19 protein-coding genes are annotated in these 21,916 nt (G+C 68.7%); 11 read left to right on the plus strand and 8 right to left on the minus strand.

Annotation, left to right across the window (positions count from 1 at the left end):
• Positions 1-270: 270 nt before the first annotated feature.
• From PSQ39_RS05455 to PSQ39_RS05465, 3 genes are all read left to right on the plus strand, one after another.
• Positions 271-1,290: a TRAP transporter substrate-binding protein gene (locus tag PSQ39_RS05455; protein ID WP_273925708.1), complete on the plus strand. Its 1,020-nt coding sequence runs from the start codon at positions 271-273 to the stop codon at positions 1,288-1,290.
• Between the two features lie 235 nt (positions 1,291-1,525).
• Positions 1,526-2,002 (plus strand): hypothetical protein, encoded by a 477-nt coding sequence (locus PSQ39_RS05460; RefSeq protein WP_273925709.1) that lies wholly within the window; start codon positions 1,526-1,528, stop codon positions 2,000-2,002.
• A gap of 14 nt (positions 2,003-2,016) precedes the next feature.
• Positions 2,017-2,604 carry an RES family NAD+ phosphorylase gene (locus PSQ39_RS05465; protein WP_273925710.1) on the plus strand — a complete coding sequence of 196 codons (588 nt, stop codon included), beginning with the start codon at positions 2,017-2,019 and terminating at the stop codon, positions 2,602-2,604.
• A gap of 47 nt (positions 2,605-2,651) precedes the next feature.
• Here the strand turns inward: PSQ39_RS05465 and PSQ39_RS05470 are convergent, their stop codons facing one another.
• The 5 genes from PSQ39_RS05470 to PSQ39_RS05490 form a co-directional block, all read right to left on the minus strand.
• Positions 2,652-4,115, minus strand: a complete 1,464-nt coding sequence (locus PSQ39_RS05470) for a HAMP domain-containing sensor histidine kinase (protein WP_273925711.1) — start codon at positions 4,113-4,115, stop codon at positions 2,652-2,654.
• Positions 4,108-4,794: a response regulator transcription factor gene (locus PSQ39_RS05475; RefSeq protein ID WP_273925712.1), complete on the minus strand. Its 687-nt coding sequence runs from the start codon at positions 4,792-4,794 to the stop codon at positions 4,108-4,110. Before PSQ39_RS05475 ends, PSQ39_RS05470 begins: the two co-directional genes overlap by 8 nt.
• Before the next feature lie 38 nt (positions 4,795-4,832).
• The gene (locus PSQ39_RS05480) at positions 4,833-5,303 is read right to left on the minus strand and encodes a Spy/CpxP family protein refolding chaperone (RefSeq protein ID WP_273925713.1); all 471 of its coding nucleotides are present in this window, start codon (positions 5,301-5,303) and stop codon (positions 4,833-4,835) included.
• Between the two features lie 99 nt (positions 5,304-5,402).
• Positions 5,403-6,605 carry a multidrug effflux MFS transporter gene (locus tag PSQ39_RS05485; protein WP_273925714.1) on the minus strand — a complete coding sequence of 401 codons (1,203 nt, stop codon included), beginning with the start codon at positions 6,603-6,605 and terminating at the stop codon, positions 5,403-5,405.
• Positions 6,606-6,766: 161 nt separating this feature from the next.
• A complete protein-coding gene (locus tag PSQ39_RS05490; RefSeq protein ID WP_273925715.1) occupies positions 6,767-7,708 on the minus strand; it encodes a LysR substrate-binding domain-containing protein in 942 nt (313 codons plus the stop codon).
• A 151-nt stretch (positions 7,709-7,859) separates the two neighbouring features.
• On the opposite strand from PSQ39_RS05490, the gene PSQ39_RS05495 reads away from it, so the two are divergent.
• From PSQ39_RS05495 to PSQ39_RS05525, 7 genes are all read left to right on the plus strand, one after another.
• A complete protein-coding gene (locus tag PSQ39_RS05495) occupies positions 7,860-8,909 on the plus strand; it encodes a Bug family tripartite tricarboxylate transporter substrate binding protein (RefSeq protein ID WP_273925716.1) in 1,050 nt (349 codons plus the stop codon).
• A 107-nt stretch (positions 8,910-9,016) separates the two neighbouring features.
• On the plus strand, positions 9,017-9,904 hold the full coding sequence (locus PSQ39_RS05500; protein WP_273925717.1) for an FAS1-like dehydratase domain-containing protein: 888 nt from the start codon (positions 9,017-9,019) through the stop codon (positions 9,902-9,904).
• Positions 9,905-9,981: 77 nt separating this feature from the next.
• Positions 9,982-11,145 carry an acyl-CoA dehydrogenase family protein gene (locus PSQ39_RS05505; RefSeq protein WP_273925718.1) on the plus strand — a complete coding sequence of 388 codons (1,164 nt, stop codon included), beginning with the start codon at positions 9,982-9,984 and terminating at the stop codon, positions 11,143-11,145.
• A gap of 760 nt (positions 11,146-11,905) precedes the next feature.
• A complete protein-coding gene (locus tag PSQ39_RS05510; protein ID WP_273925719.1) occupies positions 11,906-13,090 on the plus strand; it encodes a CaiB/BaiF CoA transferase family protein in 1,185 nt (394 codons plus the stop codon).
• Positions 13,091-13,152: 62 nt separating this feature from the next.
• Complete coding sequence (locus tag PSQ39_RS05515) at positions 13,153-14,550, plus strand: MmgE/PrpD family protein (RefSeq protein WP_273925720.1); 1,398 nt, start codon at positions 13,153-13,155, stop codon at positions 14,548-14,550.
• The gene (locus tag PSQ39_RS05520; protein WP_273925721.1) at positions 14,547-15,431 is read left to right on the plus strand and encodes an HpcH/HpaI aldolase/citrate lyase family protein; all 885 of its coding nucleotides are present in this window, start codon (positions 14,547-14,549) and stop codon (positions 15,429-15,431) included. Before PSQ39_RS05515 ends, PSQ39_RS05520 begins: the two co-directional genes overlap by 4 nt.
• Positions 15,432-15,696: 265 nt before the next feature.
• Positions 15,697-16,683, plus strand: coding sequence for a tripartite tricarboxylate transporter substrate-binding protein (locus PSQ39_RS05525; protein ID WP_273925722.1), 987 nt, complete (start codon positions 15,697-15,699; stop codon positions 16,681-16,683).
• Between the two features lie 100 nt (positions 16,684-16,783).
• On the opposite strand, the gene PSQ39_RS05530 is transcribed toward PSQ39_RS05525, so the two are convergent.
• From PSQ39_RS05530 to PSQ39_RS05540, 3 genes are all read right to left on the minus strand, one after another.
• Positions 16,784-17,842 carry a Bug family tripartite tricarboxylate transporter substrate binding protein gene (locus PSQ39_RS05530; protein WP_273925723.1) on the minus strand — a complete coding sequence of 353 codons (1,059 nt, stop codon included), beginning with the start codon at positions 17,840-17,842 and terminating at the stop codon, positions 16,784-16,786.
• Between the two features lie 32 nt (positions 17,843-17,874).
• Complete coding sequence (locus tag PSQ39_RS05535) at positions 17,875-18,747, minus strand: isocitrate lyase/PEP mutase family protein (RefSeq protein ID WP_273925724.1); 873 nt, start codon at positions 18,745-18,747, stop codon at positions 17,875-17,877.
• A 64-nt stretch (positions 18,748-18,811) separates the two neighbouring features.
• The gene (locus PSQ39_RS05540; RefSeq protein ID WP_273925725.1) at positions 18,812-19,792 is read right to left on the minus strand and encodes a tripartite tricarboxylate transporter substrate binding protein; all 981 of its coding nucleotides are present in this window, start codon (positions 19,790-19,792) and stop codon (positions 18,812-18,814) included.
• Between the two features lie 181 nt (positions 19,793-19,973).
• Between PSQ39_RS05540 and prpR the strand changes: the two genes are divergently transcribed.
• Positions 19,974-21,878, plus strand: a complete 1,905-nt coding sequence (prpR, locus tag PSQ39_RS05545; protein WP_273925726.1) for a propionate catabolism operon regulatory protein PrpR — start codon at positions 19,974-19,976, stop codon at positions 21,876-21,878.
• Positions 21,879-21,916: the final 38 nt, after the last annotated feature.

Below are 21,916 nucleotides of genomic sequence, written 5' to 3' on the forward strand. Positions count from 1 at the left end.
TAGCACTAACCCTATTTCCGTCCACCAATCGCGCGTAGCGTTTACCCACCGCACGAATGGCCAGACCTCAGTCACCCGGCCTCGCCCCCGCTGCCTAAACTACGCCGCCAAGGGCCGATCAGGGCCGAAGGTGTGGCGCCCCGCAGGCAGCAAAGCAAAGGCCCAAGCCCCCGCTAGCGCCGCTGCCAGCAGTACGCCCCACCCCCGCCTTGATCAAGCGCCCGTGTTTTCCCTGCCAATAGGCTTTCGACCCCCCACATGGAGACCTACATGATCGCTTTCCGCCGCACCCTCCTGGCCGCTTCTGTGGCTGCTGCTTCCTTGCTGTCTTTTGGCGTTTCGGCGCAAGACATCCAGGCCCGCACCATCAAATTCCCCTCGGCCAGCCAAAAGGGCCACCCCCAGGTCATGGGCGTGGAGCACTTTGCGGAGCTGGTGGCCAAGAAGAGCGGCGGCAAGATGGTGGTCAAGTCCTTCCCCGGCGGCTCCTTGGGCCCGGACGCCCAGGTGGTGTCGGCCATGCAAGGCGGCACGGTGGAGATGAACGTCATGAACGCCAGCCTGCTGGCCGGCAACATCAAGGAAATGGCGGTCTTTGACTACCCCTTCCTGTTCGCCAACGCGCAAGAAGCCGACGCCGTGGCCGACGGTACCGTGGGCCGCAAGCTGCTGGACAAGCTGCAAGAGCGCGGCCTGGTGGGCTTGGCCTACTGGGACCTGGGCTTCCGCCAAATGCACACCGCCAAGAAGCCGATTCGCAATGCGGATGAGCTCAAGGGCATGAAGATGCGCGTCATCCCCACCTCGCAGTACGTGGACTTCATGAACGCCATTGGCGCCAACGCCACGCCCATGCCCTACACCGAGACCTACAGCGCGCTGGAACAGGGCGCCATCGACGGCATGACCAACCCGCTGCTCAACATCGTCAGCGAGAAGTTCTATGAGGTCAGCAAGCACCTGACGCTGAGCAACCACATGTACACCCCGCAGGCGGTGATCGTCAGCAAGAAGTTCTGGGACAAGCTCTCGGCCACCGAGCAAAAGATCCTGCAAGACGCCGCCAGCGAAACCGCCCTCTACCAGCGCAAGGTGGCGCGTGAAGAGGCCACCAAGGCCCTGGCCGAGCTCAAGAAGCAAGGCATGCAAGTGCACGAACTGACGGCCCAGGACATCGCCAAGCTGCGTGAACGCGCCAAGCCCGCCACCGACAAGCTGACCCAGCAAGTCGGCGAGCCGCTGGTCAAAGAGGTGTTTGCGGCGGTGGAGAAGGTGCGCTCGGGCAAGTAACCTTGCTGGCACCGGTGGCTGGGGCGGATTCACTTCAGTGGCGGGGCTGAACCTTTGTCACCATCGGCCATGAAACTTAACGAACTAATCCAGTTGATCGAAGTTATCATCAGGAGAGTCAAGTGACCTTGGGCTGAGAGCCTTGCCTGGCCAAGCGGGCTCAGCGTTCGCACACCGGCCTTTGCCGCCGGGGCGCCAGGGTCAATCCGCCTCCTAGATCATGAAAGGGGCCCCCATGAACACCCGCTCGGCCAGCACCCCTGCAGCAAGGGTTCGGCATCCCCGCCGGGTTGGCCCCCCGGCTGTTCAGCCTTCGCCCTATGTCTCCAACACACAGACCAAGGCCTTGGTGGCGGGCAGTTTGGCAGCCCGCATGGCCCGCCTGTTGGCCGATGACATGCTCAGCACCGACATGGCAGCAAACCTGGTCGGCACGACCAGGGTCACGATCAACGCCTGGATCAGCAAAGGCCGCGCCATTGGGTTGACCCAAACCCGGCGTGGCTTTCGGTTGCCCCGATGGCAATTTGAGCCCGCCCTGTGGGACGTCATGCCTCAGTTGTCTCAGGCCTTGGGCACCCGCGAGGGCTGGGCCTTGCTCAGCTTCCTCGAAACGCCCTTGGGCGCGCTGGGGGGGCAAACACCCCGTCAAGCCATCGAGCAAGGACAAACTGCCCGCGTGCTGGAACTGGCGGGTGTCGACGGTTCCTGAACCGACAAGTCGCCATGAAACTGGCCGACCTTCAGGTCCTTGCACAGTTCGATCTGCTCGCGCCGCAGCCTTTGTTTCGCGTCCAGCATGCGCGTGCCCGTGCGGGCACCGTCAAGATGGGCCGAGGCCTGTTGTTGCTACCGCCCTCGCATCTGATGGGTGGGCGGTTCGACCGGTATGGCGAGCCAGTGGCCTACTTTGCCGAGCGACCTGAAACAGCGCTCTACGAGGCGCTTTGCCGTCGTGAGGCCACCGGGGTCTCTTACACCTTGTTGGCCCAGCGCGCCTTGCTGAGCGTTCAAACCACCGCCCAGTTGAGCTTGCTTGATTTGCGTCCTCACACCCCCAGTTGGCCGGTGCTTCAGTCCTTGCGCTTTGACCAGACTCAGGGCTTGGCGGCTGAGGCCCACGCAGCCGGATTGGCGGGCATTGTTTACCGATCAGCCCAGCAGTACGGCATGGATTGCTATGCCTTATGGGGACCGGCCCTGACCGCCTTGCACCGGGTGTCGCTGGAGGGATTGCTGGAGCCCCACACCGGGAACCTGCACGGCGCTCTGGCGACGGCTTTGCAGGGGTCGCAGGTGCCGCTGCTGCCTTAGCCCTCAAGCGGGGTGGTGTCACAGGCCCTTGCGAGGGTTGCAGCAGGTCAGGCCGTGAGTCCTACCCTCAACTCCAGCCCCGGCCCTGCATTGCGCACCTCCCAGCGCGCACCATGCGCCTGGGCCACCAGGCGGCACAGGTACAGGCCCAGGCCCACGCCGCCGGTGTCGCGGCCTCGGGCGGCGTCGGGGCGGTAAAAGGGCTCTTGGGCCAGGCGGGGCAACACGTCCTCCGGCACGCCGGGGCCAAAGTCGCGCACGGACAAGGTCCAGCCACCCTGCGCATCGGCCGCCAGGCGGACCACGGGGGCGGGCGCTCCTTGGACCTGCTCCTGGGCGCTGTGGCGCTGCGCATTGCTCAGCAGGTTGCGCAGCAGCAGGCGCATGCGGCTGCGGTCCAGCATCAGCCGGGGCGCGTGCTCGGCCAGGTCCAGGCTGACTGGGCTGCAGGGCGCGGGGCGGGCTGAGCCGGCGCTCGCTGGGTTGGCATTCAAGGCGGCAGGCGGTGCGCCGCCGTCCACGTCTGCGAGACCCCCGGCTTCTTCTGCCACCACCTCGCGCACCAGCGCGGCCAGGTCGGTGGGCTCCAGGTGCAGGGCGCTGTGGCCGCTGCCCAGGCGCTCACTTTCCAGCAGGTCGGTGATCAGGTCGCGCATGACGCCCAGGTCGCGCAGCAGGGCCTGGCGCAGGGGCTGGGCCTCGGGGCTGTCGGGCAGCAGTTCGGTGTGCAGGCGGGCCCGGGTCAGTGGGCTGCGCAGTTCGTGGCTGATGGCCAGCAGCAGGGCGCGCTTGGCTTCCAGCATCTGGTGTAGGGCGCGCGCCATGGTGTTGACGTCGGCGGCCAGGGTGCCCAGCTCGTCCTGGCGGCGCACGGGGATGGGCTGGGCAAAGTCGCCCCCACCAAAGCGCTGGGCGCCGGCGCGGATGTCGTCCAGCGGGCGCAGCAGGCGGCGCAGGTACAGGTAGGCGCCGGCGGTGAGCAGCAGCAGCACGGCCAGCGTGAACCAGCCGATGCGGCGCGGGTGGTGTTGGGCGCGCACCAGGTTCAGGCCCAGCTCGATGTGGTGGCCGTCGGTGGTGTCGCGCTGCAGCAAGGGAGTGTTGTTGTCGCTGTCGTTGGCTTCGTCGTGGCCGTGATCACGGTCGCGGTCCAGGCCCCAGGCGCGGCGCTGGCGCCAGGGGGCCTCGCGCGGTGGCGGGTCGGACTGCCAGTTGACCTGCGGGCCTCGGATGCTGATGGCAATGGGCAGGCGGTCCACCAGGGCTTGAGCCCGCTCGGCGCTGGGGGGGCTGCCCAGGTCGGCCACCAGGCGGTCCACGTAGTCGATCACCAAGGGGCGGGCGGCGTCGCGCCAGCCCACGCTCAGGGCGCGCTGCATGCCGCCCATGAAGGCGGTGCTCAAGGCCAGGGCCAGCAGCACAAACAACAGCACCAGGCGCAGGCGCAGCGACCGGCGCAGGGCTTGGCGGGCGCGGCGCCAGCGCGTGTTGGCGGGGGCGGTGTCAAGCATGGGGCAAGCGGGCCAGGCCCAGGGCGTAGCCGGCGTTGCGCAGGGTCTTGATGCAGTCCAGCGGCTCCAGCTTTTTGCGCAGGCGGCTGACCACGATGTCCACCGCGCGGGTGTACAGCTCGGCCTCGTGGCCGCGCAGCTGGTTCAGGATGTCGTCGCGGCTGAACACCCGGCCGGGCTCGCGTGCCAGCAGGTGCAGCAGGTCGAATTCGGTGCTGGTCAGCTCCAGCGGCTGACCCTGGCGTTGGGCGCTGCGGGTGACGGGGTCGATCACCAGGCCCTCAAACTGCAGCGCGGCGCCCGCGGGCGGGCGCGCGGGCGCGCGGCGGCGCAGCACGGTTTGCAGCCGGGCCACGAGCTCGCGCGGCTCAAAGGGTTTGGGCAGGTAGTCGTCGGCGCCCAGCTCCAGGCCAACGATGCGGTCCATGACTTCGCCGCGCGCGGTCAGCATCAGCACGGGCAGGTCGCTGGTCTTGCGGATCTCGCGGCACAGGGCAAAGCCGTCCATCTCGGGCAGCATGACGTCGAGGATGGCCGCGTCCCAGCCGCCTTCGGCCAGCCGGGCCAGGCCGGCGCTGGGGCGCAGGGCCTGTTCCAGGCTCAACTCAAAGCGTTGGAAGTACGCCGCCAGGGGCGGGCCCAGGTCGGCGTCGTCGTCGATCAGCAAGATGCGTGGCATGGGGCGGATTGTCCCATTCATGCGCGCCAGGCTGCCGTTCAGAACGGGCCGTGGTGGCCGCGCTTTTGCATGAATTCGCGCACCTTCTGTTGCTGGGCGGGGTTCAGGCTGTCGTAGAAGTCACCCATGGCGGCGATCAAGGCCGGGCTTTGCTGCTGGATCTGGGTGGTTTTTTCGGTGACCAGGGCCTGGGCCTTGCTGCGGTCAAACTGGGTGCCAGCCATCAGGCCCAGCAACTGGCCGCGGGGCTGGGTGTTGCCCCCCATCAAGGCCAGGCGTTGCTGGTGCATTTGCTCGGCCAGCGCGTTCAGGCGTTGCTTTTGCTCGGTGTTGAGGTCCAGGCGGTTGGCCACGCGCTCGACCATCTTGGCGCGGAACTCGGGCGAGCCCCGTTCGCCGTGGCCCCAGTGGCCTTCGCCGCTGTGGCTGTAGGCGCTCAGGCTGCCGGCCAGCAAGCCAGCGCCGAGCAGGCCGAACAAGACACGTTTGTTGATGAGGCGGAATTTCATGGCAGGTCCTTCACAGACACGGGTTGAACATGGCTGTGATGGTGCCGCCCGGGGGCGCCGGCGTCCTGTCGGGCCGGTTTCGGTTTGTTTCGTTTTATGTCAGCCGGCCGGGGTTGGGCCGGGGGCCGGGTGGCGCAGGGTGATGGCGGTCAGCAGCGCGGCCAGGCCGGCGGCACCGGCAATGCCCACCAGCATGGGGCGGGCGCTGCCGTCCACAAACAGGCCCACCACGGCCATCAGCACGGCGCCGGTGGCAAATTGCAGTGTGCCCATCAGGGCCGAGGCGGTGCCGGCCACGGCGCCGTGCGCGTCCAGCGCCAACACCGAGGTGGTGGGCACGACCAGGCCCAAAAAGCCATACCCAATGAACAGCAGCACCAGCATGGGGGCCAGCGCGTCGACACCGGCCAGGTTCAGCGCCAGCAGGGCGCCCATGGTCAGGGCGTAGCCGCTGACGGCCACCTTGACCACGGCCACCAGGCCAAAGCGCTGGGCCAGTCGGCCTGTGAACTGCGACACGCCGATGAAGGACGCGGCGTTGGCGGCAAAGGCGATGCTGTAGGCGCGCGGGCTCAGGCCGTAGTGGTCGATCAGCACAAAGGACGAATTGGCCAGGTAGGCAAAAAAGCTCGCAATGCCAAATGCTCCAATCATCACCAGGCCCATGAAGTGGCCGTCGCGCAGCAGGCTGCCATAGGCGCGGGCGGCGCCGCCCAGGCTGCTTTGCGCGCGCTCGGCGGGGGGGCGGGTTTCGGGCAGGCTGGTGGCGGTCAGCGCCAGGCCCAACACGGCGGCCAGGGTCACGGCCCAGAACACGCTGCGCCAGCCAGCCCATTCGATCAGCAGGCTGCCGGTCAGTGGCGCCAGGATGGGCGACACGCTGAACACCAGCATCAGCAGCGACATCAGCCGCGCCGCGTCGTGGCCGGTGTGCAGGTCGCGCACCACGGCGCGCGGGATCACCATGCCCGCGCAAGCGCCCAGGCCCTGGATGAAGCGCAGCACCACCAGGGTGTGGATGTCGGGGGCCAGCGCACAGCCCACGCTGCCCGCGCCAAACAACACCAGGCCGAAGTACAGCGGTACTTTGCGGCCCAGCATGTCCGACACCGGGCCGTAAATGATCTGGCCCAGGCCCATGGAGATGAAAAAGGCCATCAGGCTGGCCTGAACGGCGCTCATGGAGGCACCCAGGCTCTGCCCAATGGAAGGCAGGGCGGGCAGGTACATGTCAATGGCAAACGGACCGATGGCCGACAGCAGGCCCAGCACCAGGGCGGTGCGCAAAAAAGAAGACTTCATTCAACAGCAGGAAAGAGGGCGGGGCAGGGCCGTTGGCCTGGTGGGCTCAGCACGCCAGCGCCACCCGGGACGCGGTGGCCCGCCAGGCCCGGCGGGGGCCGGGCAGCGGGGCAAGCGGCGCAGCATACCGCACCAGGGTTTACCCTGTGTGTCGGCCTGATTTAACCCGGGTTCTGGGGGGCGGTGGCCTGCAGTTCCAGGGTGTCGGGGTCGCGCCGGTAATGGGCCAGCAAGGCCTCGACCAGGGCGCGGGCGTAGCTGGGCAGGGCTTCGGGGTCGCGCATCAGCACAAAGCGCTCGCGCACGCTCCAGGCGTCGGTCAGCTCGATCAAGGCCAGGTTCATGGCCTGCTGGTTGCGCCGCGCCGCGCTCACCGGCACCACGCCAATGCCCACGCCCGCGCCAATCATGCGGCACATGGCGTCAAAGCTCGACAGTTGGATGCGCAAGCGCATCGGCTTGCCCAGCTTCTCGGTCACGCCCGCCAGGAAGGTTTGCAGCGTGCTGCCGTGGTGCATGCCCACGGCGTCGTCGTCCAGGGTTTCGGCGAAGTCCACCGTGGCGCGCTGGGCCAGCCGGTGCTGGGCCGAGGTCACCAGCACCAGGCGGTCGGTGCTGAAGTGGATGGCTTGCAGGCCCAGGGTGTCGACTTGGCCGGCCACGATGCCCAGGTCGGCGCGGCCGTCGAGCACGCCGCGCGCGATCTCAGCATTCGGTTTTTCTTGAAGGTCCACGTTGACGCGCGGGTTGGCCGCCATGAAGGCGGGCAGCACCTCGGGCATGAAGTCGGTCACCGCCGTGGTGTTGGCCAGCACGCGCAGGTGGCCGCGCAGGCCGCCGCTGTACTCCTGCAGGTCGATGCGCAGCGCTTCGGTCTGGCGCAGCAGGGCGCGCGCGTGGTGCAAAAAGGCCTCGCCCGGCGGGGTCAGGCTCACGCCACGGGCCTGGCGGTAAAACAGCGGCAGGCCGGCCTGGGTCTCCAGCGCCTTGATGCGTGCGCTGGCCGCCGCCAGCGACAGGTGCTGGCTGGCGGCGGCGCGGGTCAGGTTCAGCGCCTCGGCGGTTTGCACAAAGAGGCGCAGGTCGGTGAGGTCGAACTGCATGGGCGGATGCTAGCCCAAGCCGGCGGGGCCGGGGGCTTGAGGGTTTTGTTTTTCTGAAGGCTTGGTCTTGAAATGCGTGATTGCGCAGCGGCCCGGGCGCGGCCACCATGCAGGGCTGAATCGACCAAGAACAAGCGCTGGAGACAAGCCCATGCAAGCCCGCACCATTGCCCGCCAGGCCCTCAAGGCCTCCCACGCCCCATCCCGCTGGCCGCGCCGCCTCGTGTTGGCCGGTCTGAGCCTTTGGGCCAGCCTGACCCTGGCGCCCGCCGCGGCCCAAAGCCCCAGCTACCCCAGCCGCCCCATCGTGATGGTGGTGCCGCAAACGGCGGGCGGCACCAACGACATCGTGGGCCGCCTGGTCAGCCAAAAGCTGGGCGAGGTGCTGGGTGCGGCCAGCGTGGTGGTGGACAACCGCCCCGGCGCGGGCGGCAACATCGGCACCCAGCTGGTGGCCAAGGCACCCAAGGACGGCTACACCCTCTTGATGACCATCAGCAGCAGCCAGGCCATCAACCCCGCGCTGTACAAGAACGCAGGCTTTGATCCGGTCAAGGACTTCCGCCCCATCAGCCTGATTGGCGCCGTGCCCAATGTGCTGTTGGTCAACCCGAGCTTTCAGGCCCGCACCGTGGCCGAGTTGCTGAGCTTGGCCAAGGCGCAGCCGGGCAAGCTGCAATACGCCTCGGCGGGCAATGGCACGCTCAACCACCTGCTGGGCGAAATGCTCAACAGCATGGCCGGCATCGAGCTGCAGCATGTGCCCTACAAAGGCGTGGCCCCGGCCATGAACGATGTGCTGGGCGGCCAGCTGCCCATGCTGTTTGCCAGCCTGCCGTCTGCGCTGGCCAACATCCGCGCCGGCAAGCTGCGCGCCCTGGCCGTCAGCGGCCCCAGCCGCTCGCCTGTGCTGCCCGAGGTGCCGACCCTGGGTGAGTCGGTGCCGGGCTACAGCGGCACGCTGTGGATCGGTCTGTTTGCCCCAGCCGGCGTGCCGGCGGACGTGGCCACCCGGTTGCAAGACGGCATGGCGCGCGCGCTGGCCAGCAAAGACCTGCGCGACAAGCTGGAGCAGCAAGGCGTGGAGCTGGCCAGCAGCCCCGACAAACCCGCCGGCCCCGAGGCCCTGGCCGCGCTGCTACAAGACGACCTGGCCAAGTGGGCACGCATCGTCAAGTCTTCCGGCGCCTCGGTGGACTGAGCCGCGCCGGGCCGGGCCGGGCCTGGCGCTGCGCCTGGTCCGCTGGCCCAGGGGCGCCACGCGCTGCCTTTTTCTCATTCTTCAATTCACTTCCTCTCGCACCCGACATGACCGAAGAACTCCGCACCATCGATGCCGCCTTGCTGGCGCACCTGCAAACCTGGCAAGGCCGCGAGGAGACCTGGCACGACCAATTGGGCGCCACCCCCGTGAGCGCCTTGTCGGCCACGTTGGACCGGGACGACCCCGCGCCCGTCACCGGCCAAACCGAACTGCCGCCGCTGTGGCACTGGCTGTACTTTTTGCCCCAGGTCCGACAAAGCGGTTTGGGTCCGGACGGCCACGCGCTGCGCGGTGGCTTTCTGCCCCCGGTGCCGCTGCCGCGCCGCATGTGGGCGGGCGGGCGTCTGCGCTGGGAAGAGGGCAATCCGCTGAGCGTGGGGCAGGCTGTGCGCCGCACTTCGCGCATCGAGTCGGTCACCCACAAGGCCGGCCGCACCGGCGACCTGGTGTTTGTGCTGGTCAAGCACGAAGTCCACAACGATCACGGCCTGGCCCTGACCGAGGAGCACGACATCGTCTACCGTGCCGCGCCCCAGCCCGGCGACCCGGTGCCCCCGCCGGTGGCGGCCGAGGCGGGCGCGGCCTGGCAACGCGAGATCGTGCCGGACGACGTGCTGCTGTTCCGCTACTCGGCCTTGACCTTCAACGGCCACCGCATCCACTACGACCGCCGCTATGTCACCCAGGTCGAGGGCTACCCGGGCCTGATCGTGCACGGCCCGCTGATCGCCACTTTGCTGGTCGATCTGCTGCGCCGCGAGCAGCCGCAGGCGCGGCTCAAGTCCTTTGCCTTCAAGGCCGTGCGACCCACCTTTGATCTGCACCCCTTCCGCGTCCAGGGCACGCCCAGTGCGGACGGCCGCAGCGCGCGCCTGTGGGCCAGCGACCACGAAGGCTGGCTGACCATGCAGGCCACGGCCGAGTTGTTCTGAGCGCCGCGCCATCGGCCTGCCTGCCTGTTTTCTTTCTTCTTTCTTCTTCTTTCATCCCCGAGCCGGACCTCTTCACCATGATCAAGCAAGCCCCCGACCAGTACCAGGAAATCCGCGATGCGGTGCGTGCCCTGTGCGCTCAGTTCCCGGACGAGTACCACCGCCAGATCGACCACGAGCGCGCCTACCCGGAGGCCTTTGTCGATGCCCTCACCCAAGCCGGCTGGCTGGCCGCCCTGATCCCGGCCGAGTACGGCGGCTCGGGCCTGGGCCTGGCCGAGGCTTCGGTGATCATGGAAGAGATCAACCGCAGCGGCGGCAACTCGGGGGCCTGCCATGGCCAGATGTACAACATGGGCACCTTGCTGCGCCATGGCTCGCAGGCGCAAAAAGAGCTGTACCTGCCCAAGATCGCCAGCGGCGAATGGCGTCTGCAGTCCATGGGCGTGACCGAGCCCACCACGGGCACGGACACCACCAAGATCAAGACCACCGCCGTGAAGAAGGGCGACCGCTATGTGATCAATGGCCAGAAGGTGTGGATCAGCCGGGTGCAGCACAGCGAGTGGATGATCTTGCTGGCGCGCACCACGCCGCTGGCCGAGGTCAGCAAGAAGAGCGAGGGCATGTCGATCTTCATGGTGGACCTGCGCGAGGCCGAGAAGTCGGGCATGGTGGTGCGCCCGATCCAGAACATGGTCAACCACGAGACCAATGAGTTGTTCTTCGACAACCTGGAGATCCCGGCCGAGAACCTGATCGGCCAGGAGGGCCAGGGCTTCAAGTACATCCTTGACGGGCTGAATGCCGAGCGCACGCTGATCGCGGCGGAGTGCATTGGCGACGGCTACTGGTTCCTGGACCGGGTCACCAAGTACGTCAGCGAGCGGGTGGTGTTTGGCCGGCCGATTGGCCAGAACCAGGGGGTTCAGTTCCCGATTGCGGACGCCTACATCGAGGTGGAAGCAGCCAACCTGATGCGCTACAAGGCCTGTGAGTTGTTCGACGCCAACCAGCCGTGCGGGGCCCAGGCCAACATGGCCAAGTACCTGGCGGCCAAGGCGAGCTGGGAGGCGGCGAATGCGTGCATCCAGTTCCATGGGGGCTTTGGGTTCGCGCATGAATACGACGTGGAGCGCAAGTTCCGCGAAACGCGTCTGTACCAGGTGGCGCCGATTTCGACCAACTTGATTTATTCCTATGTGGCCGAGCATTTGCTGGGGCTGCCGCGGTCGTTTTGAGTTTTGTCGTGGCAACTGTGGTGATTCGCCCTTCGCTTCGCTCTGTGGTTGAGGTGTTTCTGCTGAGGGCGGAGGCCGGGAGTGCGCCCCGGCAGGCGCCTCACTTTCTTTGCTTCGCCAAAGAAAGTAAGCCAAGAAAGGCGACCCGAAGTCAGGGCCGCTGCGCGGTTCCCTGCGCTGCTCACACCAGGGGGGGCCCCGCGAAACTCGCTTCGCTCAAACAGTCGCGGGTCCTGATCCCCCTGGTGCTGCGCTGCTCGGCCCTGCCCCACGGGACAAGCGGGATCGGACGGGCTCACCACCGCACTGCAGAAAACCTTTGGGATGGGGCGGTTGACCTTGGCGCGCCAATCAAGCCAGCGCCTGGCCATGTCGGTCCCGTGCGTCGCACAACCCTGCCAGGCGCCGCTGCGCAGCAGCAGGCGTTGGGGCCCGTGTTCGACCTCCCGTGTCACCCGGCGAGCAGCGCAGGCCGGGGCGGAAAAAGGGCTCGCGACTGTTTGAGCGAAGCGAGTTTCGCGAGACCCCGCCCTGGCCGAGCAGCGCAGCGGACCCTGCGCAGCAGGGCGGGTGAGTCGGGTCGCTTTTCTTTGCTTACTTTCTTTGGCGAGACAAAGAAAGTGAGTCGGCCGCCGGGCCGAGATCCCGGCCTCCGCCCTCAACCAGGGCACCGCCCGTTCAGAGCGAAGCGAAGGGCACACCAAGCCACCAAAAACAACCATCCCCTTCAGGTCCCCAACCTTTTCAGTGAGTCCACACCATGACCACCCGCCCCCTCGACGGCATCACCGTCATCTCGCTTGAACACGCCATCGCCGCCCCTTTCTGCACCCGCCAACTGGCCGACCTTGGCGCCCGCGTCATCAAGATCGAACGCCCTGGCGCCGGTGACTTCGCACGCGCCTACGACCAGCGCGTCAACGGCGAGGCCTCGCACTTTGTCTGGGTCAACCGCTCCAAGGAAAGCCTCACCCTCGACCTCAAACAGCCCGCCGCCCTGCAAGTGCTCCAGCAGCTGCTGCAAGACGCCGACGTGCTGGTGCAAAACCTGGCGCCCGGCGCCGCCGCCCGCATGGGCCTGGGCTACGAACAGCTCAAGGACCGCCACCCGAAACTCGTGGTCTGCGACATCTCCGGCTACGGCGACGACGGCCCCTACCGCGACAAGAAGGCCTACGACCTGCTGATCCAAAGCGAGGCCGGCTTCCTGTCGGTCACCGGCACGCCCGAGGACCCCTGCAAAGCTGGCAATTCCGTGGCCGACATCGCCGCCGGCATGTACGCCTACACCAGCGTGCTCGCCGCCCTGCTGCAACGCGGCAAGACCGGGCGCGGCGGCCACATCGACGTGTCCATGCTCGAAGCCCTGGGCGAGTGGATGGGCTACCCCATGTACTACGCCTTTGACGGCGCCACCCCACCGCCGCGCAGCGCTGCGGCCCACGCCACCATTTACCCCTATGGCCCCTTCAAGGCGGGCGACGGCGGCACCGTCATGCTGGGCCTGCAAAACGAACGCGAATGGAAGCTGTTTTGCGAGCATGTGCTGCTCGCGCCCGAGCTGGCCGTGGACCCGCGCTTTGACAGCAACGCCCGCCGCAACCAGCACCGCGACACCCTCAAGGCCCTGATCCTGGACACGTTTGGCGCCCTCAGCAGCGCCGAGGTGCTGGCCCGCCTGGACCAGGCCCAGATCGCCAACGCCCGCATGAACGACATGGCCGGCCTGTGGGCCCACCCGCAGTTGCAGGCGCGCGAGCGCTGGCGCCAGGTGGGTTCGCCCGTCGGCCCCATCCCGGCCCTGCTGCCGCCAGGCCGACACAGCAGCTTTGACTACCGCATGGACCCGGTGCCCACCGTGGGGCAACACACCGAAGCGATCCTGCACAGCCTGGGCCGCAGCGCCGCCGACATCGCCGCCCTGCGCGCCCAGGGCGCGGTCTGAGCGGCCCCCGCCGCGCCCCGCGCCCATCCCCCATCCCCAACAACGACGGAGACCGATTCACCATGCTGACCCCCACCGCCACCCTGGCGCGCTTTGCCGCCGAGCTGCGCTATGAACACATCCCCGAGGCCGTGCTGCGCAAGACCGAAGACCTGCTGGTCGACTGGTTCGGTTCGGCCGTGGCCGGCCATGGCGCGCGCCCGGTGGAAAGCATCACCCGCTTTGCCGCGCAGATGATGGGCGGGCCCGCCGCTCACGCTGCCGCGCTGGGCCAGGGCGGGGCCGAGGTGCTGGTCTCGCGGCAACGCGCCAGCGCCTATCTGGCCGCCATGGCCAACGCCGCTGCCTCGCATGTGGCCGAGCAGGACGATGTGCACAACGGCTCGGTGTTCCACCCGGCCACCGTGGTGTTCCCGCCCGCCGTGGCCGTGGCCCAGGCGCTGGGGCGCAGCGGGCAGGACCTGCTGGCGGCTTCGGTGGTGGGCTACGAGGTGGGCATCCGCGTGGGCGAATTTCTGGGGCGCTCGCACTACAAGGTGTTCCACACCACGGGCACCGTCGGCACCTTGGCCGCGGCCGCGGCCGTGGGCCATTTGCTGCGCCTGGACGCGGCGCAGATGCAGCACGCGCTGGGCTCGGCCGGCACCCAGGCCGCCGGGCTGTGGGAGTTCCTGCGCACCGCGGCCGATTCCAAGCAGCTGCACACCGCGCACGCGGCGGCCGCGGGCTTGATGTCGGCCTACCTGGCGCAGGATGGCTTCACCGGCGCGGCGGAGATCTTGGCCGGCCCGCAAGGCATGGCCGCCGGCATGTCCAGCGATGCGGACGCCACGCGCCTGACGGATGGCCTGGGCACGCGCTGGGCCACGGTGGAGACCTCGTTCAAATACCACGCCAGCTGCCGCCACACCCACCCGGCCGCCGACGCGTTGCTGCAGGTGATGCGCGAGCACGGCCTGAAGCCCGCCGACCTGCAAAGCGTCGAGACCCAGGTGCACCAGGGCGCCCTCGACGTGCTGGGCCCGGTCACCTCGCCGAGCACGGTGCACCAGAGCAAGTTCTCCATGGGCACGGTGCTGGCCCTGGTGGCGCAGTACGGCCATGCCGGCCTGACCGAGTTTGACCAGCACTTCCTCAGCGAGGCGACGCGCGCCCTGCGCGACCGCGTCAGCATGCGCCTGGACCCCGAGGTGGACGGCGCCTACCCGCGCCGCTGGATTGGCAAGGTCACGGTCCACACCACCGATGGCCGCGTGCTGCACGGCCGCGTCGACGAACCCAAGGGCGACCCGGGCAACACCTTGAGCCGCGACGAAGTCACCGCCAAGGCCCTGCGCCTGGCCGCCTTCAGCCAGGGCGCCACCGCGGCCGAGATGCAGCAGGCGGTGGACGCCCTGTGGCAGGTGGCGCAGTGGCCCGTGGTCGGCGCTTTGCTGCCCAGCCAGGTGGGCGCGGCATGAGCGAAGCCCCGGCTGTGAACGCCGCCGACGCGCCCCTGGCCCGGGCGCGCAGCTTCTTGTTCGTGCCCGCCGACCGGCTGGAGCGACTGCCCAAGGCGCTGGCCAGTGGGGCCGATGCGGTCATCGTGGACCTCGAGGACGCGGTGGCCCCCGCGGCCAAGGCGGGCGCCCGTGGGGCGCTGGCGTCGGCCTGGGGCGGGCTGGACGCGGCCCAGCGGGCCCGCCTGGTGCTGCGCGTCAACGCGGCGCCCACACCCTGGCACGCAGACGACCTGGCCTTGCTGGCGCAGCTGCCCGGTTTGGCGGGTGTCATGCTCGCCAAGGCCGAGTCGGCGGCCGCCCTGAGCACCGTGGCCGCCGCCGCGCCGGGCCTGGCCCTGCTGCCCCTGATCGAAAGCGCAGACGGCTTGCTGAACCTGAGCGCCATCGCCGCCGCGCCCCAGGTGCTGCGCCTGGTGCTGGGCCACATGGATTTGCAGGCCGATCTGGGCATGGCCTGCAGCCCGGACGAACACGAGCTGCTGCCCGCGCGCTGGCAACTGGTGCTGGTGTCGCGCGGGGCCCGCCTGGCGCCGCCCGTGGACGGCGTGACCGTCGCGCTGGACCAGCCCGAGCTGACCGAGGCCGACACCCGGCGCTGCCGCCGCCTGGGCTTTGGCGCCAAGCTGTGCATCCACCCGGCCCAGGTCCAGGCCGTGCACCGGGGCTTCTGCCCCAGCGGCGAGGAACTGGCCTGGGCCCAGCGCGTACTGGCGGCGGCTCAAGCCGCGGGCGACGGCCCAGGCGCCGGGGCGCTGCGCGTGGACGGCCGCATGGTCGACGCCCCCGTGCTGGCGCTGGCGCGCCGACTGCAAAGCCTGGCGGGCGCAGCCCCGCCCTGAGCCACCGCCCAACCTGACCCGTGGCGCACTGCCCCATGAAGCCCGCCTTCCGTCTGCCTCCTTGGAGCGGCCCCGCCACGCTAGGGAATGTGCCAAGTGCAATGCCCGCCCAAGCTGCGCACCATGGGCCCTGGAGAGGGGAGTGCGCCTTGGGCCGCGGCGCCGCAGCAGCCCAACACCGGGCCCAGGCACAACGTCATCCCACAAAGCCTGGTCTGGTTTGAAAAACGAAACCTGAAACCCTACAACCCGAAAGAGACAAAGCATGACCTCCCTCAAAACCCTGAAGCGCCTTGCCTTGGGCACCCTGGCTGCCGCCTGCCTGTTGGGCACGGCCCAGGCCCAGACCTTCCCCGACAAGCCCATCACCATGCTGGTGCCCTTTGCCGCTGGGGGGCCCACCGACGTGGTGGCGCGCATGATTGCCATCCCCATGGGCAAGGCCTTGGGCCAGACCGTGCTGGTCGAAAACGCCGCCGGGGCAGGGGGCACCATCGCGGCCACCAAGACCGCGCGCTCGGCGCCCAATGGCTACACCATCTTCCTGCACCACATGGGCATGTCCACGGCGCCAGCGCTGTACAAGAAGCTCACCTTTGATCCGCTCAAGGACTTCGATTACATCGGTCAGGTGGTTGACGTGCCCATGACCCTGCTGGCGCGCAAGGACCTGCCGGCCAACACCCTGCCCGAGCTGCTCAGCTACATCAAGGCCAACCGCGAGAAGGTCACCCTGGCCAATGCCGGCCTGGGGGCGGTGTCCCACCTGTGTGGCCTGCTGTTCATGAGCGCCATCGACACCGACCTCAACACCATCCCCTACAAGGGCACGGGCCCGGCCATGAACGACTTGCTGGGCGGCCAGGTCGACCTGCTGTGCGACCAGACCACGCAGACCGTGCCCATGATCAAGGAAGGCCGCGTCAAGGTCTTTGGTGTCACCACGCTCAAGCGCCTGGGCGCGCTGCCCAATGTGCCCACGCTGGATGAGCAAGGCCTCAAGGGCTTTGAGGTCAAGGTCTGGCACGGCATGTACGCGCCCAAGGGCACGCCGCCTGAGGTGCTCAAGCAGCTCAACGCCGCGCTGCGCACCGCCCTGGCCGACCCGGCCGTGGTCAAGCGCCTGAACGAGCTGAGCTCGGACGTGCCGCCGCAAGACAAGATCACGCCCGAAGGTCTGCGCACCCACCTGGAGGCCGAGATCAACAAATGGGGTCCGGTGATCCGAAAGGCCGGGATTTACGCAGACTGAAGCCCGTCTCCTGGCCCGCCTTTGACGCGGGCCCAGCGCCCACAAAAAGGGCGCCACCTTTTGGGGGTGGCGCCTTTTTTTTGGGTGGGCTGCTGGGGGACTATTCGATGCGGATCCCCGCTGCCTTGACCACCTGGCCGTAGCGGGCCAGGTCGCGCCGGATTTCATCGCGGAACTGGTCGGCGCTGCCCGGTGTGGCTTCGATGCCCATGGCGATCAGTTTTTCGCGCACGGCGGGGTCGTTGAGCACGGCGTTGAGCTCAGTGTTCAGCCGGGCCAGCACGGCTGGCGGTGTCTTGGCCGGGGCCAGCAGGCCGACCCAGGAATTGACCACGAAGTCGCTGACCCCGCTCTCGATGAAGGTGGGCACATCGGGCAGCGCCGCCGAGCGCTGGGCACTGGACACCGCGATCGCGCGCAGCTTGCCCGACTTGACGTGGCCCGAGGCCCCCGCCACCGCGGTGTAGACCAGCGGAATGCTGCCGCCCAGCACATCGCTCATGGCCTGGCCGCCGCCCTTGTAGGGGATGTGGGTGAGCTGCGCGCCGGTGCGCTGGCGCAGCAACTCGCCGCCAATGTGCGGCGTGCCGCCCGTGCCCGAGGTGCCGTAGGACAGGCCGTCGGCCTGGCCCTTGGACAGCGCAATCACCTCGCCCAGGGTCTTGGCGGGCACGCCCGGGTGGGCCACCAGGATGAGCACGGCGTCGCCGATCTTGCCCACGGGCGCCAGGTCCTTGAGGGTGTCAAAAGGCACTTTGGCAAACACATGGGGGTTGATGACCAGGGTGCCGTCAAAGCCCAGCACCAGGGTGTAGCCGTCGGGCGCCGCGGTGGCCACGGCGGCGGTGCCGATGTTGCCCGAGGCGCCGGGCCGGTTGTCCACGATCACCGACTGGCCCAGGCGCCGGCCCAGCTGTTCGGCGATCAGGCGGCCGCTGGTGTCGGTCACGCCGCCGGGCGTGAAGGGCACGACCAGCCGGATCGGGCGGTTGGGCCAGGCGTCCTGGGCCTGGGCGGGGCGCAGCGCGCTCAGGCCCGCCAGGGCCGTCAGCAGGGCCAGGCCTGTGGTGAGCAGGCGGCCGCGCCGTGTCAGGCGTCCGACAGCGCTGCCTGGGGCGTGGGCACGCAGGGCGTGCCCCGGGTCGCGTGGGGGGGTCATGCTTTGTCTCCTGTTGTTGGGGTCGCGCCGGTTCACTCGGTCTCAGCGTAGCGCTTGTCGAAGTCCCAGACCTCCTGGAAACCCATGAGCTGGGTCAGCTCGCTGAAGGCCAGCAGGGGCGTGGGCACCTGGGTGGACGAGCCCTGGTCGCGCAGGGCCTGGTAGACGCTTTTCATGGCGGCCGTGGCGGCCAGCAGCGAGGTGACCGGGAAGATCGCCAGCTTGTAGCCAATGGCCTCCAGCTCGGCCTGGCTCAGCACGGGGGTGCGGCCCCCTTCGACCATGTTGGCCAGCAGGGGCTGGTCAAAGCTGCGGCCGATCTGGCGCATCTCGTCCACGCTCTCGGGCGACTCGACAAACAGGATGTCGGCCCCGGCCTTGGCGTAGGCCTCGGCGCGGCGCAGCGCCTCGTCCAGGCCCAGCGCGCTGCGCGCGTCGGTGCGGGCAATGATCAAAAAGTCTTCGGATCGGCGCGACTCGGCCGCCACCTGGATCTTGCGCACCATGTCCGCCGTGGGGATGACGCGGCGACCCGGCGTGTGACCGCATTTTTTGGGGAATTCCTGGTCTTCAAGCTGGATGGCGGCCGCCCCCGCTGCCTCGTAGCCGCGCACCGTGTGGCGCACATTGAGCAGGCCGCCGTAGCCGGTGTCGCCGTCGGCGATCAGGGGGGTGCGCGCCATGCCCGCCATGGCGGTGACGCGGCCCAGCATGTCCGAATAGGTGGCCAGGCCCGCGTCGGGCAGGCCGGTCAGCGAGGCCACGCTGCCAAAGCCGGTCATGTACAGCGCGTCAAAGCCAAAGGTGTCGGCCAGGCGCAGCGAGACCATGTCGTGCACGCCGGGCGCGATCACCAGGCCGGGTTGTTGCAGGCGCTGGCGCAGCTTGGGGGAAGTGGTGCTCATGAGGTTCCTTCAAAGGGGAGGGGGGGGTGTTTTGACGGGTGTGGTGTGGGGGCAGGCCAGGGCCTCACTCGGGCTGGATGCCGCCTTGCTGGGCCACGCGGGCCCACTTGCTTTGCTCCTGCTGCAGGAACTTGGCGAATTCAGCCGGCGGGGTCAGGACCACTTTGGCGCCCTGGTCGTTCATCTGGCGCTGCAGGGCGGGCTCGCTGGTGACCTTCTTCAGGTCTTCATTGATCTGGCTGACCAGTTCGGGGCTCAGGCCGGCCGGGCCAAACAGGCCGTACCAGCTCAGGGACTCGACCTGGGGCAGGCCCGCTTCGCGGAAGGTCATGGCGTCGGGGAAGATGGCCAGGCGCTCGGCCGCCGCCACCCCGATCACACGCAGCTTGCCCGACTGCACATGGGGCAGGGCGGTCAGCACGCTGGTGACGCCCATGGGCAGGTGGCCGCCAATGATGTCCACCATGATGGGCGCGCCGCCTTTGTAGGGCACACCCTCGGTCTTGAGGCCGCCGGCCTGGCGCATCAGCTCGCCGGTGAGCCGGGTCTGGCCCTCGGAGTAGCCCACGCCCAGGGGCTCTTTGCGCGCCACGGCCAGCAGCTCGTTCAAGGTTTTGTAAGGCCCCTGGGCCGACACCACCAGCACCATGGGCGAGTCGGCCAGTCGGGTGACCGGGGTGAAGGCGCGGCCCGTGTCGTAGGGCAGCGACTTCATCAAGACCGGGTTGATGGCGTGTGAGCCCACCACCATCAGCAGGCTGTAGCCGTCGGGCGCGGCCTTGGCCACGTAGGCCGAGCCGATCACGCCATTGGCCCCGGTGCGGTTGTCCACCACCACCGACACACCCCAGAGCTCGGACAGGCGCTGCGCCACGGTGCGCGCCACGATGTCGGTGCCGCCGCCAGGTGAGTAGGGCACCACGATGGTCACCGGCTTGTTGCCGGGCCAGCGAGCCGCGTTGCCCTGGGCGTGCAGCAGGGGGCTGGCCAGACCGGCCGCCAGGGCCAGGCCCAGCGCGCGCCGCGTGGGGTGAAAAACAGTCATGCTTGTCTCCAGTTTTTGAGGCAGTCCTGCGGGGTGTTTTGCAGGCTTTGTGCCAGCGCGGGCTGCGCATCCAAGTCCTTGATTTCAAAGGGATGTGACCGTGAGGTGATGCCAAATCCATGTTTCACGCAACAATGGATGAAACATGAGTTGTTGCATTTGAAACGCCTGGAGTCCTGCCATGCCTTTGCCCCGCCTGTGCTTTTTGAGTTACCGCGAGATCCGCCAGCGCGCCCAGCCCATCGTCGAGGCCTACCTCGACCGCGCCCTGATCGAGGTGGTGGATGGCAGCTTTGAACAGGCCCTGAGCCTGGCGCGTGAGCGCCTGGCCCGGGGTACGGTGGATGTGTTTGTCAGCGCCGGCTCCAATGCCAGCCTGCTGCGCCGCCATTTGCAGGCGCCGGTGGCCACCATCCAGCTGGGCGGCTTTGACATCTTGCAGGCCCTGATCGAGGCGCGTGGGCTGAGCCAGCGCGTGGGCATCGTCATGTACGGCCAGACCATTCCCGAGCTGGAGTCGGTCAAGGCCTTGCTCAACATCGAGATCCACCAGCATGCCTACCAAACCCCTGACGATGCGCGCGACTGCATGGCGCGGCTGCGCGAGCACGGGGTGCAGGTGGTGGTGGGCTCCAGCCTGGTGGTGGACCTGGCGCGGCAAGACGGCCTGACGGGCATCCTGGCCTACTCCCTGGCCAGCATCCGCCAGGGCTTTGAGGACGCGCTGGAGCTGGCCCGCGTGGCCCGCCTGGAGGCCGACCGCTACGCCCAGCTCGACGGCGTGCTGCGCCATTTGCAGGACGCGGTGCTGGCGGTGGACCCCGCCGGGCGCATCACGGCGGCCAACCCCGCCATGCTGGCCGTGCTGCAGCGCCCGCAGGCCGCTGTGCTGGGCCAGGCCCTGGCGCTGCTGTGCCCGGAGCTGTCGCTGGACAGCACCTTGCGCAGCGGGCAAGAGCAGGGCGGCGATGTGCTGCGCCTGGGCGGGCGTGACTGGCTGGTGCACCGCACCCCCATCCTGGCGCAAGACGCGGTGGTGGGCGCGGCGCTGACCTTGTACGACGCGCACAGCATCCACGAAGGCGACAACCGCCTGCGCATGCAGCAGCGGCAAAACCAGCGCGGCGCGCGCTACCGCTTTGCGGACTTGGGCGGTGCCAGCCCGGCCTGGCTGGCCGCGCTGGACGAGGCGCGCCGCTTTGCCAGCACCGGGCTGAGCGTCTTGCTGCAAGGCGAGACCGGCACCGGCAAAGAGCTGGTGGCCCAGGCCATGCACCACGCCAGCGAGCGCGCCCACCGGCCTTTTGTGGCGGTCAACTGCTCGGCCTTTGCCGAGGGCCTGCTCGAAAGCGAGTTGTTTGGCCACGAAGAAGGCGCCTTCACCGGCGCGCGCCGGGGCGGGCGGCGCGGCCTGTTTGAGGCGGCCCACACTGGCACGCTGTTCCTGGATGAGATTGGCGACATGCCCTTGGGCCTGCAGACCCGTCTGCTGCGCGTGCTGCAGGAGCGCGAGATCCACCGCCTGGGGGCCAGCCACCCGCTGCCCGTGGACGTGCGTGTCATCGCCGCCACCCACCAGCCGCTGGCGCAGCGGGTGCAGCAAGGCCTGTTCCGCGAAGACCTGTTCTACCGGCTCAACACCTTGTGCCTGAACCTGCCACCGCTGCGCCAGCGCCCGGACGACCTGCTGCCCCTGGCCCAGCAACTGCTGGCCCAGCGCCTGCGGGCCCTGAAGCTGCCGGCCCAGGCCGCCGAACTGCTGGCGGGCTGGGGCGAGGCCTTGCGCGCCCACCCCTGGCCCGGCAATGTGCGCGAGTTGGAAAACGTGATGGACCGGCTGGCCGTCAGCCAACTGCCGCCGCGCCGCACCGTGCCGTGGCCTGAGCAGCTGATCCACGCGGCGGGCACCCCGGTGCCGGGGGCTGCCGTGTCGACCGGGGCGGCCCCCTCCGCCCCTCACCCAGACACCCGCCCGGCCCAGCGCGCGGCCGAGGCGCTGGCGCGCTGCGGCCAGCACCATGGCCGCGCCGCGGAGGCCCTGGGCATCAGCCGATCCACGCTGTGGCGTTGGCTGCGCTCGGCTTGACGCGGTTGGACGGGGCGGCAAGCCTTGGGCTGGGCGGG

It is taken from the genome of Curvibacter microcysteis, assembly GCF_028649455.1.
Taxonomy (GTDB): domain Bacteria; phylum Pseudomonadota; class Gammaproteobacteria; order Burkholderiales; family Burkholderiaceae_C; genus Curvibacter; species Curvibacter microcysteis.

Coding starts and splice junctions, on each gene's coding strand:
- PSQ39_RS05485 (WP_273925714.1), bottom strand. CDS start 6,605: ATGAAGTCTTCTTTTTTGCGCACCGCCCTGGTGCTGGGCCTGCTGTCG.
- PSQ39_RS05535 (WP_273925724.1), bottom strand. CDS start 18,747: ATGAGCACCACTTCCCCCAAGCTGCGCCAGCGCCTGCAACAACCCGGC.
- PSQ39_RS05460 (WP_273925709.1), top strand. CDS start 1,526: ATGAACACCCGCTCGGCCAGCACCCCTGCAGCAAGGGTTCGGCATCCC.
- PSQ39_RS05530 (WP_273925723.1), bottom strand. CDS start 17,842: ATGACCCCCCCACGCGACCCGGGGCACGCCCTGCGTGCCCACGCCCCA.
- PSQ39_RS05540 (WP_273925725.1), bottom strand. CDS start 19,792: ATGACTGTTTTTCACCCCACGCGGCGCGCGCTGGGCCTGGCCCTGGCG.
- PSQ39_RS05455 (WP_273925708.1), top strand. CDS start 271: ATGATCGCTTTCCGCCGCACCCTCCTGGCCGCTTCTGTGGCTGCTGCT.
- PSQ39_RS05500 (WP_273925717.1), top strand. CDS start 9,017: ATGACCGAAGAACTCCGCACCATCGATGCCGCCTTGCTGGCGCACCTG.
- PSQ39_RS05510 (WP_273925719.1), top strand. CDS start 11,906: ATGACCACCCGCCCCCTCGACGGCATCACCGTCATCTCGCTTGAACAC.
- PSQ39_RS05470 (WP_273925711.1), bottom strand. CDS start 4,115: ATGCTTGACACCGCCCCCGCCAACACGCGCTGGCGCCGCGCCCGCCAA.
- PSQ39_RS05490 (WP_273925715.1), bottom strand. CDS start 7,708: ATGCAGTTCGACCTCACCGACCTGCGCCTCTTTGTGCAAACCGCCGAG.
- PSQ39_RS05515 (WP_273925720.1), top strand. CDS start 13,153: ATGCTGACCCCCACCGCCACCCTGGCGCGCTTTGCCGCCGAGCTGCGC.
- PSQ39_RS05520 (WP_273925721.1), top strand. CDS start 14,547: ATGAGCGAAGCCCCGGCTGTGAACGCCGCCGACGCGCCCCTGGCCCGG.
- PSQ39_RS05465 (WP_273925710.1), top strand. CDS start 2,017: ATGAAACTGGCCGACCTTCAGGTCCTTGCACAGTTCGATCTGCTCGCG.
- PSQ39_RS05495 (WP_273925716.1), top strand. CDS start 7,860: ATGCAAGCCCGCACCATTGCCCGCCAGGCCCTCAAGGCCTCCCACGCC.
- PSQ39_RS05480 (WP_273925713.1), bottom strand. CDS start 5,303: ATGAAATTCCGCCTCATCAACAAACGTGTCTTGTTCGGCCTGCTCGGC.
- PSQ39_RS05475 (WP_273925712.1), bottom strand. CDS start 4,794: ATGCCACGCATCTTGCTGATCGACGACGACGCCGACCTGGGCCCGCCC.
- PSQ39_RS05525 (WP_273925722.1), top strand. CDS start 15,697: ATGACCTCCCTCAAAACCCTGAAGCGCCTTGCCTTGGGCACCCTGGCT.
- PSQ39_RS05505 (WP_273925718.1), top strand. CDS start 9,982: ATGATCAAGCAAGCCCCCGACCAGTACCAGGAAATCCGCGATGCGGTG.
- prpR (WP_273925726.1), top strand. CDS start 19,974: ATGCCTTTGCCCCGCCTGTGCTTTTTGAGTTACCGCGAGATCCGCCAG.